The sequence below is a fragment of the Rhizobium sp. RU35A genome, assembly GCF_900156005.1.
Classification (GTDB): Bacteria; Pseudomonadota; Alphaproteobacteria; order Rhizobiales; family Rhizobiaceae; genus Neorhizobium; species Neorhizobium straminoryzae.
Genome location: NZ_FTMR01000001.1, coordinates 860,827 through 873,189, shown reverse-complemented (window position 1 = coordinate 873,189; position 12,363 = coordinate 860,827). Strand labels below are relative to the sequence as shown.

Sequence of the window (12,363 nt, the reverse complement as noted above, 5' to 3'; positions counted from 1 at the left end):
TGTCCGCGATCTGGCGTGATGGTTCCGTCAGTCAGTCTCGACAGGCAGGTTTGCTCAAACCCGTCTGTCATGGTTCGTTATGCGTGGTGTTCGGGTTCACTCGATGGAAGAAAGCAAGAAGAACTTCGCGGCCTATCACGATGCCTATCTCAGGCAGTATATCCAGCAGGCCGATACGAAATCTTCCTGGCTGTTTGCCGCATCCTCGACGATCTCGCTGTGGATCGTTTCCAACGACCGTTATGCGGGCTTTCTGCAGGGCGGGCCTTTTTCGTGGGGCGCCGCACTGATCCTGGTGCCGCTCGCGCTGCTTTTGATCTCCTGCTTCTTTGCCTTCAATGCCATCCGGCCTCGGTCGCGCACGGCAAAAGCCAAGGGGATCATCTATTTCAGCAATGTCGCGAACTATGCGAGCCCGGAGGATTTCATCGCGGCGGTGGAAGGTTGTTCCGACACGGACATTTTCCGCGAAAGGCTGAAGGCGCAGTATCACATGAGCAAGATCTGCGCGCAGAAATACCAGTGCCTTTACTATGGTTCGTATACCGCGGTGGCGGGCATCACGCTGGTGGCGATCGTCCACCTGATCCTGATGTTCATGTAGGCGAGCTACCACGGCCGCCGACCCATGCGTCGATGCCTTGCGCTGCGGCGCGCCCCGTTGCAAGGCAGGCCGTCAGCAGATAGCCGCCGGTCGGCGCTTCCCAGTCGATCATCTCGCCGGCGACGAAGGTGCCGGGGCGAGTACTCAGCATGTAGTGGTGGTCGATCTCCTCCCAGCGCACGCCGCCGGCCGACGAAATCGCTTCCTCGATCGGGCGCGGCCGCCGCAGCGGCACGGTGAGCGCCTTGATCGTCATCGCCTGCGTGGCTGGATCCGCATCGGCGATGGACGGCACACATTCTCTGACGAGCGCTGCCTTGACACTGTCGAGGCCCGCCGCCTTGCGCAGCCGGTTCGACAGGCTGGTGCGCGCCGGCAGGCGTGCAAGGGCAGCCGAAATCTTTTCCAGACTGCGTCCGGGCGCAAGATCCAGTTGCAGGCTCGCTGCGCCCTCTGTGGCCAGACGGTCGCGCAGGGCAGCGGCATGGGCATAGATCAGGCTGCCCTCGACGCCATGCCGGCTGATGACGAATTCACCCTGTGTGGTGCCGGCAGAGGAGGTGAGGCAGACGGACTTCACGGGCTCGCCGGCAAAGCGGGTGCGGAAATTTTCACTCCAGTCCACGTCGAAGCCGCAATTGGCCGGCTGGAAATCGGCAATCGCGATGCCGAGATCGCGAAGCCCGGCCACCCAGGCGGCGTTGGACCCGAGGCGGGGCCAGCTTGCGCCGCCGAGCGCCAGCAGCGTTGCCCTGGAGTGGAACTCGCGCTCGCCGTCCGGCGTCTCGAACACGCCGCCACCGGGTACGAGCCTCAGCAGGCGATGGCGGGGCAGAAGCGCTACGCCCATCTCGGCAAGGCGCTTCAGCCAGGCGCGCAGCAGCGGTGAGGCTTTCATCACGGTGGGAAAGACCCGGCCCGACGAACCGACGAAGGTTTGCGTGCCGAGCCCGCTGGCCCAGGCGCGCAGGTCGTCCGGGCGGAAGTCATCAAGGGCGGCGGCAAGACGATCGTTTGCCACGCCGAACCGCGTCCGGAACCGGACATAATCCTCGGAATGGGTCAGGTTGAGACCGGACTTGCCGGCCAGCAGAAATTTCCGCCCGAAGGTGGGCATGGCCTCAAAGACACTGACGCGATGGCCGGCGGCTGCGAGAACCTCGGCCGCCATCAGGCCGGCCGGCCCGCCTCCGACGATGGTGATGTCTGACTGCGTCATGCTGTGCTTTGGCCTGTTGAAGACGGATCGGCGCCGGTTCCCCCGAACCGCGCCGATCCTCTCTTAGCTCAGCCGAAGAGCGGCGTCAGGTAGGGAAGCACCTCGACCGTGCCGTGATACACCATGTTGACAGTCACGTAGACGATGACGGCGAGGCCGACATAGGCGATCCAGCGATAGCGGTGCAGCAGGCGCGCCACCAGATTGGCGGCAAGGCCCATCAGCGCGATCGAGATGACGAGACCGATGATGAGAACGGTGGTGTGGTCCTGCGCTGCGCCGGCCACGGCCAGAACGTTGTCGAGTGACATGGACACGTCGGCGACCACGATCTGCGTCGCGGCCTGCAGGAAGGTCTTGTTGGCCTTCGTCGCATGCGGCTCGGCTTCGCCGAGCGCGTCCGCTGCGGCGGCCTCGGCATCCTGGGCGCGCAGTTCCACCCACATCTTCCAGCACACCCAGGCCAGCAGCACGCCGCCCAGCAGCTGAAGGCCGACGATGCCGAGCAGATAGGCCGTGACGGTGGCAAAGGCGATGCGCAGCACGGTTGCGGCAATGATGCCGACCAGGATCGCCTGGCGCCGCTGGTGGACCGGAAGGCCGGCAGCGGCAAGGCCGATCACGATGGCATTGTCGCCAGCGAGAACAAGGTCGATGGCAATGACCTGAAAAAGCGCCGCGAGGCCTGCGGCGGTCAGAATTTCCATGATGAAATCAATCCCCATTGGCCGGCAGCGATCATACCGCCTGTGCCGGCAGTCTCAACTCTCTGTGATGGCTACAGAATATTTCGGGGAGCTTGGCAAGTGGAAATTACAGGATGCAGATATGCAGAAGGGCGCAACCCATGGCCGCGCCCTTCGTGTTTTCTGCCGTTGCGGCGGCGGTTACTTGCCGAGCCGGTTCTTCAGGGCGGTCAGGATGATCTGCGCCAGCTTCTCGTAATCCTCGTCGAAATGGTGGCCACCTTCGATGCCGAGCGTCTCGATACCGCGATCGGCCAGTCCCTTGCAGGCATCGCCATCGTCATCGGTGCCGTAGACGCACTGGACGAGCTTCGGATTGATGCTCTTCAGGTGATCCGTCGGGTCGCCCCCGGTGCCGGTGCCCTTGCCGCCCAGCCAGCCGGAGACGGAAATCTCGAAATTCGACTGATGGGAGAGGCCGAGGAGGCTCAGCATCACAACCTTGCTCTTGTCCGTATCCGGCAGCTTGTTGAAGGTGGAGGGCAGCACGTCGGCGCCGAAGGAATAGCCGATCAAAAGCACGCGCGAGACGTTCCACTGCTTGCGATAGGCGCGGATGATGCGGCTGAGATCGGCAGCGGTCTCTTCCGCCGTCTTCTGCGACCAGAAATAGCGCAGCGCATCGACGCCGACCACCGGCACGCCATCCTCCTGCAGGGCCGCGCCGACATCGCTGTCGATGTCGCGCCAGCCGCCATCGCCGGAATAGATGATCGCCATCGTATCGTATTTCGGCTTGGCATCCAGGATGGTGAGCGGCAGGCCAAGCGGTTCGTCATCGGTATTGGCGGCATCGATGGCGTCGGACAGCGCCTGCATCAGCGCATCGGTGGCCGCCGCATCGGTGCCCTCGATGTCGATGTCGTCATGCGTCTGCTGCAATTCCTTGGCGTGATCGCGCCCGGCCGGATCAGCGGCCTTGGACAGGAAGATGCTGATCGGCATCGGCAGGTCGCCGTCGCTCAGGCCGTAGACCGTGGCATCGCCTTCGGTGCGCTTGTCGGCCGGCGTGCAGAGCACCTTCGGCAGTTTGATCGCGGCTTCCGGATCGACGGCGATCGCCTGGCCGATCGTGGCCGGCGGTGTCTGTGCCGCCATGCCGAGAACCACGGCACCACCGGCGCCGATGCCGGCAATGATCGGCGAGCGGTAGCTGCCGCTGTTCAGCGAGCGCTGGACCTGCTGGGCAAGCGATTCCACGTCGGAAATCATGTAGATGCAGTCGTCGCTATCCTTGCCGAGGGAGGCGAGGTAACTCGGCAGGTCGATGCCGATCACCAGCGCGCCCTTGGCCGCCAGTGCCTGCGCCTGCTTTTCCTCCAGCGCGTTCCATCCGTCGCCGTCGGACAGGAGGAAGATGTTCGCCTTCATCGCGCCCTTTGGCTTGATGATGTGCGGCGAGGGGATCATGCCCGTGTCAAAGCCCTGCTGCTGCGGCGCGGTCTGCGCCTGTGCCAGCGATGCGACGGCGGTAAACGCCATCGCACAAAGGCCGAAGATGTATTGCTTCATTTCCCGACTACTCCGCGCACGCCGCCGCTAATCAGCAGCGTGACATCCATCAGCGCCAAAACGACGCCCGTGCCGCCCGACACCGCCATGTAGCGCGGCTGCCAGTGCGGGTGGAATTTTGATTTGAAGGCCCTCAGGCCCTTAAAGTTGTAAAAACGCTCGCCGTGTTCGAACAAGGTGCCTCCGATCCGATCCCAGACCGGCGCCACTTCTCGCTTCGACATGCCCGATAGCGGCGCCATTCCGAGATTGAACGTGCTATATCCGGCATTTTTCAGGTATTCCAGCAGGCTGACGAACAGGAAATCCATGGCGCCGCGCGGCGCATCCGGTGCAAAGCGCATCAGATCGACGCTGCCTTCCTTCAGCGTGTCGGTCTTGAAGATGGTCGCGAAGGCGACGATCTCGCCCTCCTTGCGCAGCACGGCGACGGGGAGCGACGACACGTAGCTCTCCTCGAAAACGCCGAGCGAAAAGCCCTTTTCGCGAGTGTTGTGATGCGCAAGCCAGCTGTCCGAAACCCGTTTCAGTTCGGGCAGGGCGGCAGCGACATCCGCCTGTTCGATGATCTCGAAGTCCAGTCCGTCGCGGCGCCCCTTGTTGAGGGCCTGGCGCAGGCCGGCGAGGCGTCCGCCCTTCAGGTCGAAATGCACGAGATCGACAATGGCCATCTCGCCCAGCTTGAAGGCGCGCAATCCGGCATCGGCACAGAAGGAAAGAAGGGCCGGCGAGACCTGGTAGAGTACCGCACGGCCACCGGCGCCGCGGGAATTTTCCACGAAGCGCCAGATCATTTCCGCCCGCTCCGAGGGATCACCGATCGGGTCGCCGAGCGCAATCCAGGAGCGGCCCTGGATGGCGAACATCATGAAGCTTCTGCCGCTGTCGGAGAACATCACCCGCTTGTCGCCCATGCGCACGAGGTTCGCATCGGCATTGTCGCTGGCGTTCAGAATGGCAACCGCCTTGTCCAGATCCTCCTGTGCCAGCGGTTCCGGATGGTGGAAGGCCGGGCGCAGCAGGCTGAAGGTGACGGCGGCGATCGAGAACAGGGTGATACCGAGCAGCGCACGCAGGCTTCGCGGCGCCTCGTTGAAGAATTCGAACTGCCACCAGAGATCCTGGCTGTAGTCGACGTCGCGATAGACGAGGAAGAGAATGGTGGCGGCACCGGCGAGGATCACCAGGATCGCCATGATCCACGGCAGGCTCAGCACCTGGTTGAGCAGCGAGGCAGGACGCCGGAAGCGGCGGCCATTGGCGGCGAGTGCGATGACGAACAGACCGAGGAAGGTCGCCTCGCCGAGCGCCAGCGCACGCATGAAGGAAAAGACAAAGGCACAGCTGGCCGAAACGAGTGCCACCCACCAGGCGCCGTCCAGCCGCTGCGCCAGACCGCGCGAGGAAATGACCAGCGCCATGCCGAGAAGACTGGAGAAGAAGTGGGCGGCCTCGATCACCGGCAGAGGCAGGAATTTCGAGATGATGTCCAGATCGCCGTCCGGCGTCGGCGTGACGCTCGACAGGATCAGCATGGTACCGAGGATCAGCGCGAAGGCCGAGAGCAGCGGCGGCGAGACGCGGCCGGCCACGGTTGCCATTTCGCGGGCCAGCGGATGCTTGGCCATGGCACGCGCTTCGGAGAAGACGATACTGATAATGGCGATCGTCAGCGGCAGCACATGGTAGATCATGCGATAGAGCACGACACTGCCGAGCAGCTGGTCGACGCTGACCTGCCCGCCGAGCGCGCCGAGAATGACCGCCTCGAACACGCCAAGGCCGGCTGGTACATGCGAAAGGACGCCAAGCCCGATGGCCGCGGCATAGATCGCGAAGAACGAGGGCCAGCCGACATTGGTCGGCGGCAGCAGCACGTAGAGCACGGTTGCGGAAACGGCGATGTCGAAGGCGGTGATCAGGAACTGGCGCGACGAGGTCAGCGTATCGGGAAGGCGCAGACGAATGCCGACGATCTCCACCCGGCGCCCGTTGCGGCCAAGGAAGAGCAGCAGCGCAAGCGCGATCAGCACTGCAGTCGCGCCGGCGCGCAGCCATTCCGGATCCATGCCGGTGATCGTGGCAAGCCGCGGCGCCGTCATCAGAGCCGCGATGGCGCTGACGGCAAGAAGACCAAGGCCGAAGGCAAAGGTGACGAAGGCGATGACGCGGGCGATGTCTTCCGGGGAGAGGCCGAGCCGGCTGTAGGCCCGAAAACGGATCGCGCCGCCGCTGAGGGCGCCGAAGCCGGCGGTGTTGCCGATCGCATAGGCGCTGAAGGCCGTCACGGCCACCGGTGCGACCGGCAGGCGGCGGCCGATGTAGTCGAGCGCGTTCAGGTCGTAGTAGATCAGCGAGGCGAAACTCAACGCCGTAAAGAAGATGGCAAGGCCGATGGCCTGCCAGCTCGTGTCCTTCAGGGCATTCACGACGTCATCGTACCGCACTTCGCTCGTCAGCCGGTAGACGGCCACCGCCATCATGACGGCGACCAGCAGCATGGCAAGCGAGGTCAGATAGGTACGGAACCGTGCCAGCAGCACCATGACGACATGGCGCGGCGGTTCGCTGGGAATAACGATCTCTTCCGGTTCGGTCATGGCTTCCGGGCGCTTCCTCGATAACCTGCGGTGATGGCTAGTTTCTAGCTCTGATGCATGACGGTTATTCGTGGATGCACCGGCGCGCTAGTCCTCTGACGCGGACTTCGACAAAAATGCGGCCGATCTTCAAGCAGAAGGTGCTTTCCTCACGATCAAGCGGTCATCCGGCGGCAGGTGCAAGGAACATCTTCGTGATCAGGCCGCTCTGCCTGTCCGTGGTTGCATCAATGCGAAACAGAATCACGTTTCTGTGGCGATCTCTACAGGTCGGTCATGACCATTTTCAGGCAACCTGTTCTGCGGCGTTACCTCAGCGGGATCGCAGGTGCCGGTCCGGGCTGATCCGCAGGCTGTGCATCAGAGAACGCGGGTTGCTACGGCCCGGCGATGTGGATCGATTCTGGCGACCATCACCATGGTGAAGAAAATCATCGCCGCGATCAGCAGGGCGCTCAAATGGAGAACAATCATGGCGCAACTCCGAAGACATCATGTTTCAGTAACCCGGATATTCTATGTCTGGACTTGTCCGGAGCTTGCGTCTTGACTTGGGGCGACGTCCGGGAAAACCTGTCGCATGAAATCGTCCGTGCCGGGGGCGCCATTAACCTTCAGGCAAGGAATTAACCATACAAATACTCTGACACGGCGAAATGGGACGATCCCGACATCTCCCTTTCAGGCATGACGCCGCCCCGCCGTACCGGTTTCGATCCGGTATCACTTTCCATTTTTTCTCCAGGATGGCTTCCGGCTTCGGCCCGGAGCGCTGCATGCGTCCCTGTTGCGGGCTCGTCATGCCCGCGATCCGGCCTCGCACGGTCTCCTGGCTGCCTCGGGATGAAGATGCACGGCTCCAGAAGGCCGGCGGTTCATTGAGGGCTTTGGCATGGGCAGCTGACGGCGCAAGGCCTGCGGCTGCCAAAGAGGGGTTTCATGCTGCCTGCGGGCAGCGGCAGGAATTGGGGACGGGCATTGGCTCAGGACATGCCATCGGATCAAGCACGAAAGGCCCAGGCGGGCAGCCTGAGGGACCGGCTTGCATTCGCAGGGCTGGACGCGGAGGCGTGCGAGCTTCTGCGTCGCTTCCGACCCGCGCTCGAGACCTGCCTGAAGGACGGATTGCGTGATTTCTTCCACCGCCTGCAATCCTCCGCCGAGGCCATGCGCCATTTCGACAGCGACAACCAGCTGGTGCGGCTGCATGATCTGCAGGCCTCGCACTGGAGCGTGCTGACAGACGCCCGCTTCGATGCGCTCTATGCCGAGCGGGTGAAGGTTCTTTCCGACGCGGAAGGCCGGATGGGCCTTGATCCGCGCTGGCACATCGCCGGCCATGCTGTGATGCTGGAAAATCTGGTCTCCTGTCTGTTCGACCAGCTGGCGTCGAAATCGCTGTTGCCGGCGGCCCGCAAGCGCGAACGCGAGATTGCCGATGCGGTGCGCGCCGTGATCCGGCTGGTGCTGGTCGACGTGGAGATCGCGGTGTCGCTGCGCATCAGCGACATCAGACAGAAGCACCAGAGGAGCCTTTCTGCCCAGCGCGAGCAGGATCAGGCCGAGGCGAACGATCTGTTCGGACCGGTGGTGGCGGCACTTGCTGCACGCGACCTGACGGCCCGCATTCCCGACGATCGGCCGGATGTCTATGCCGAGCTTTCCGCACTTCTCAACCAGGCGCTCGACGCGCTGACGGCAGCCATGGCAACCGCCTCCGAGCGGGTCCTGAATGCCGAGGCCCTGTCTGGGCAGGTGGCCGCGGATGCCCGCGAGGCTGCGGCCATGATGCGTCACGATGCCGAGGATCTGGCGGCCGCCGCAGCCGAGGTTGCAGCCCTTGCCGAGCGGCTGCGCGAGAGCGCCAACGACAGCGCCAGGGCAGAACAGGCGGCCCTCGAAACCCGCCGGTCGGCGGAGGAAAGCGGCGAGGTCGTCGGCCTCGCGATTTCCGCGATGTCGGACATCGAGCAGTCGGCAGAAAAGATCGGGCAGATCATCGGGGTTATCGACGAGATCGCCTTCCAGACCAATCTCCTGGCACTGAATGCCGGAATCGAGGCCGCCCGCGCCGGCGATTCCGGGCGGGGCTTTGCCGTCGTCGCGCAGGAGGTGCGGGCGCTTGCCCAGCGCTCCGCCGAAGCGGCACGTGAAATCAAGCAGCTTGTGACCGGCACCAAGGCGCAGGTCGATGCAGGCGTGAAGATGGTTCATCGCACCCAGGATGCCATTGGCGGCATCGTCAACCAGGTCGCGGGCATCAATGCGGCGATTGCCGGCATTGCCCGGGCGACCGATGACCAGGCCCTCAGCCTGCAGCGGGTGGCGGGCGAGGTGAAGGCGCTGGATGGCCGGCTTGCGGCAGGTGCTGCGGTGGCTCAACGCGCCGCCGAGGGCAGCGATACGCTCAGCACCGTCATCATAGAACTCGGCCGCACCGTGCGGGAATTCCGCATTGCGCGGGAAAGCGAAAGCGGCCAGCGCGTCTGGCAGCCGAAGGCCCGCGATCCGGGCGAGGCTTTGGGTGCCGAGGCTGCGGAGACCGGAGGCCTGCAGCCGCCGGGCGGACTGTTCATAGCCCCGCAGCTTGCGGGGTTCGGTCGCTGACCCCCCCGGGTTTTCGACCGGCATGAGAATACCAGCTGCGGGACGATCCGGCAGCTGTGGCGACAACGATGAGGAATGAAGCGATGGCGAGCGGGAAAGCAGTGACGGGAAGCCTCAAGCTGGTCTCAGTCCTGGATCTCAACGAGGCTTCCGTGTTGCACGGCCAGTTGAGCAGCATGCGGGGCAAGGATCTGTCGATCGACGCGTCGGGCGTCGACCGCGTCGGTGTCCAGTGCGTGCAGGTGCTGATGGCGGCAGCCAACGCCTGGGAGGAGGACAAGAAAAAATTCGTCTTCGAGACTGTCTCGGACGCCTTCCGCAAGACCATGCAGCTTATCGGCATCAATATAGATCATCTGCTCGCTAAGGAGATTCAGCAGTGAAAAAGAAAGTACTTACCGTCGACGATTCAAGGACGATCCGGAACATGCTTCTGGTCACCTTGAACAATGCCGGCTTCGAGACCATCCAGGCCGAAGACGGCGTCGAGGGCCTCGAGGTTCTGGAAGAATGCAACCCCGATGTCATCGTGACTGACATCAACATGCCGCGCCTTGACGGCTTCGGCTTCATCGAGGGCGTGCGCCGCAACGAGCGTTATCGTGCGGTCCCGATCCTCGTGCTCACCACGGAAAGCGATGCGGAAAAGAAGAACCGTGCGCGCCAGGCCGGCGCAACCGGCTGGATCGTCAAGCCCTTCGACCCCGCAAAATTGATTGATGCGATCGAGCGTGTAACCGCCTGAACCGGGAATTCCTGCGATGGATATGAACGAAATCAAAGAGATCTTCTTCCAGGAGTGCGAGGAGCAGCTCGCCGAACTGGAATCTGGTCTTCTCAAGCTCAATGACGGCGACCGTGACCCGGAAACGGTGAATGCCGTCTTCCGTGCCGTCCATTCGATCAAGGGCGGTGCCGGCGCATTCGGGCTTGATGACCTGGTCTCGTTCGCCCACGTGTTCGAAACGACGCTGGATTGCGTCCGCTCAAACAAGCTGGAACCCACGCAGGACGTCCTGAAAGTGATGCTGAGGTCGGCCGACGTTCTGGCCGACCTGGTGAGCGCCTCCCGCGACGGCGGCAGTGTGGAGGAATCGCGCACCCGCGGCCTGCTGAAGGAGCTCGAGGCTCTGGCCCGCGGCGAGATGCCGACCGGCGTTGGTGCCGCCGAAGCGCCGAAGCCTGCTCCCGCCAAGGCCGCCGCGCCCGCCCCGGTACCGGCTGCCGCGCCCGCCCCGGCTCCCACCGACGAGAGCGGTTTCCAGCCGATCCCCTTCACGTTCGATGGTTTCGGTGCCGACGAGCCGGCCGAGGATCTCTCCGTTTTCGAGGTCTCCTTCAAGCCCCGCCGCGATCTCTATGCCAAGGGCAACGAGGCCGCCCTCTTGCTGCGCGATCTCTCCCGCGTCGGCGAGATGAGCATCAACTGCGACATGGACCAGCTGCCGGCCTTCGACAAGATGGACCCGGAGGGCGCCTATTTCAGCTGGACGATCCAGGTGAAGACGGCCAAGAGCGAGCAGGATATCCGCACCGTCTTCGAATTTGCCGAATGGGATTGCGATCTCGACGTCAAGGTCGCCGATAGCTCTGCCGAAGAACTGCCGATGGTTCCGGTTCCCTTCGACCTGTCGATCCTCGATGACGGCACCTCCGACGCGGATGGTGATGATGGTGGTGCCGCCGAAGCCGCAGCCCAGGCCGTTGCCGCCGCCGAGACGGCCACCAACGTGACCAAGATGGCCGCTGCCGCTGCCCGCGTTGAAAAGAAGGAAAGCCAGGCTGCCGCTGCGGCCGCCGCCGCTGCTGCCAACGCCGCCAATGCGGCCAATGCCGCCAATAGCGCCGGCCAGACGATCCGCGTCGATCTTGATCGCGTCGACCGGCTGATCAACCTCGTCGGCGAGCTTGTCATCAACCAGGCCATGCTGTCGCAGAGCGTCATCGAGAACGATACGACCGGCACCTCCTCCATCAACATGGGTCTCGAAGAGCTGCAGCAGCTCACCCGCGAGATCCAGGATTCGGTGATGGCGATCCGCGCCCAGCCGGTGAAGCCGGTCTTCCAGCGCATGTCGCGTATCGTGCGCGAAGTGGCCGACATGGTGGGCAAGTCGATCCGCCTCGTCACCGAAGGTGAAAACACAGAAGTCGACAAGACGGTCATCGACAAGCTGGCCGAACCGCTGACCCACATGATCCGCAATGCCGTTGACCACGGCATCGAAAGTCCGGAACGCCGCGAGGCCGCCGGCAAGAATCCGGAAGGCACGGTCAAGCTCACCGCCAAGCATCGCTCCGGCCGCATCGTCATCGAACTGTCCGATGACGGCGCCGGCATCAACCGCGAGAAGGTCAAGCAGAAGGCGATCGACAAGGATCTGATCCCGGCCGATTCCAACCTGACGGACGAGGAAATCGACAACCTCATCTTCATGCCGGGCTTCTCGACCGCCGACAAGATTTCCGACATTTCCGGCCGCGGCGTCGGCATGGACGTCGTCAAGCGTTCCATCCAGGCACTCGGCGGCCGCATCTCGATCAGCTCGCGGCCGGGCAATGGCTCGACCTTCACCATGAGCCTGCCGCTGACGCTCGCCGTTCTCGACGGCATGGTGGTGACGGTCGCCGGCCAGACGCTCGTGGTGCCGCTGACCGCCATCGTCGAGACCCTGCAGCCGGAAGCGTCTGCGATCCATTCCTTCGGCGCCAACCAGCGGCTGATCTCGATCCGCAATTCCTTCTGCCCGCTCGTCGACGTGGGGCGCATCCTCAACTTCCGGTCCATCCAGGCCAACCCTGTCGAGGGGGTCGCACTTCTGGTGGAATCGGAAGGCGGCGGCCAGCGCGCGCTGATGGTGGACGCGATCCAGGGCCAGCGCCAGGTGGTGATCAAGTCGCTTGAAGCCAACTACACGCATGTTCCGGGCATCGCCGCGGCCACCATCCTTGGTGACGGTCGGGTCGCACTCATCCTCGACGTTGATGCCGTGGTCGCCGCCTCGCGCGGCCAGTCGTTGCGGCAGGACAGCGGTATGAAGGCGGATATGTCTTTGGCAGCAACGGGTTAACTGA

Annotated in this window: 9 protein-coding genes; 5 read left to right on the top strand and 4 right to left on the bottom strand. The window is 63.6% G+C overall.

What is annotated here, in order from left to right; translation table 11 throughout:
* The first annotated feature begins 103 nt into the window (after nucleotides 1–103).
* Nucleotides 104–604 carry a Pycsar system effector family protein gene (locus tag F3H95_RS04395; protein WP_142880414.1) on the top strand — a complete coding sequence of 167 codons (501 nt, stop codon included), beginning with the start codon at nucleotides 104–106 and terminating at the stop codon, nucleotides 602–604.
* Here the strand turns inward: F3H95_RS04395 and F3H95_RS04390 are convergent.
* From F3H95_RS04390 to mprF, 4 genes are all read right to left on the bottom strand, one after another.
* Complete coding sequence (locus tag F3H95_RS04390) at nucleotides 597–1,823, bottom strand: TIGR03862 family flavoprotein (protein WP_149745035.1); 1,227 nt, start codon at nucleotides 1,821–1,823, stop codon at nucleotides 597–599. The two genes, F3H95_RS04395 and F3H95_RS04390, sit on opposite strands and share 8 nt — an antisense overlap.
* A 68-nt stretch (nucleotides 1,824–1,891) precedes the next feature.
* Nucleotides 1,892–2,530: a TerC family protein gene (locus F3H95_RS04385; RefSeq protein ID WP_149745034.1), complete on the bottom strand. Its 639-nt coding sequence runs from the start codon at nucleotides 2,528–2,530 to the stop codon at nucleotides 1,892–1,894.
* A gap of 180 nt (nucleotides 2,531–2,710) precedes the next feature.
* Nucleotides 2,711–4,081 (bottom strand): AcvB/VirJ family lysyl-phosphatidylglycerol hydrolase, encoded by a 1,371-nt coding sequence (locus tag F3H95_RS04380; protein WP_142880417.1) that lies wholly within the window; start codon nucleotides 4,079–4,081, stop codon nucleotides 2,711–2,713.
* Nucleotides 4,078–6,627, bottom strand: a complete 2,550-nt coding sequence (gene mprF, locus F3H95_RS04375; protein ID WP_244617883.1) for a bifunctional lysylphosphatidylglycerol flippase/synthetase MprF — start codon at nucleotides 6,625–6,627, stop codon at nucleotides 4,078–4,080. Before mprF ends, F3H95_RS04380 begins: the two co-directional genes overlap by 4 nt.
* A gap of 1,044 nt (nucleotides 6,628–7,671) precedes the next feature.
* Between mprF and F3H95_RS04370 the strand changes: the two genes are divergently transcribed.
* The 4 genes from F3H95_RS04370 (at nucleotide 7,672) to F3H95_RS04355 (ending at nucleotide 12,359) form a co-directional block, all read left to right on the top strand.
* Entirely contained in the window at nucleotides 7,672–9,288 is a 1,617-nt protein-coding gene (locus F3H95_RS04370; protein ID WP_149745033.1) for a globin-coupled sensor protein, read from the top strand.
* A gap of 83 nt (nucleotides 9,289–9,371) precedes the next feature.
* Entirely contained in the window at nucleotides 9,372–9,671 is a 300-nt protein-coding gene (locus F3H95_RS04365) for an STAS domain-containing protein (RefSeq protein ID WP_142880497.1), read from the top strand.
* Entirely contained in the window at nucleotides 9,668–10,033 is a 366-nt protein-coding gene (cheY1, locus tag F3H95_RS04360; protein WP_062555331.1) for a chemotaxis response regulator CheY1, read from the top strand. The genes F3H95_RS04365 and cheY1 overlap by 4 nt, the downstream gene beginning before the upstream one ends.
* 16 nt (nucleotides 10,034–10,049) lie before the next feature.
* Nucleotides 10,050–12,359: a chemotaxis protein CheA gene (locus F3H95_RS04355; protein WP_149745032.1), complete on the top strand. Its 2,310-nt coding sequence runs from the start codon at nucleotides 10,050–10,052 to the stop codon at nucleotides 12,357–12,359.
* Nucleotides 12,360–12,363 lie beyond the last annotated feature (4 nt).

Coding starts and splice junctions, on each gene's coding strand:
- F3H95_RS04395 (WP_142880414.1), top strand. CDS start 104: ATGGAAGAAAGCAAGAAGAACTTCGCGGCCTATCACGATGCCTATCTC.
- F3H95_RS04390 (WP_149745035.1), bottom strand. CDS start 1,823: ATGACGCAGTCAGACATCACCATCGTCGGAGGCGGGCCGGCCGGCCTG.
- F3H95_RS04385 (WP_149745034.1), bottom strand. CDS start 2,530: ATGGAAATTCTGACCGCCGCAGGCCTCGCGGCGCTTTTTCAGGTCATT.
- F3H95_RS04380 (WP_142880417.1), bottom strand. CDS start 4,081: ATGAAGCAATACATCTTCGGCCTTTGTGCGATGGCGTTTACCGCCGTC.
- mprF (WP_244617883.1), bottom strand. CDS start 6,627: ATGGTGCTGCTGGCACGGTTCCGTACCTATCTGACCTCGCTTGCCATG.
- F3H95_RS04370 (WP_149745033.1), top strand. CDS start 7,672: ATGCCATCGGATCAAGCACGAAAGGCCCAGGCGGGCAGCCTGAGGGAC.
- F3H95_RS04365 (WP_142880497.1), top strand. CDS start 9,372: ATGGCGAGCGGGAAAGCAGTGACGGGAAGCCTCAAGCTGGTCTCAGTC.
- F3H95_RS04355 (WP_149745032.1), top strand. CDS start 10,050: ATGGATATGAACGAAATCAAAGAGATCTTCTTCCAGGAGTGCGAGGAG.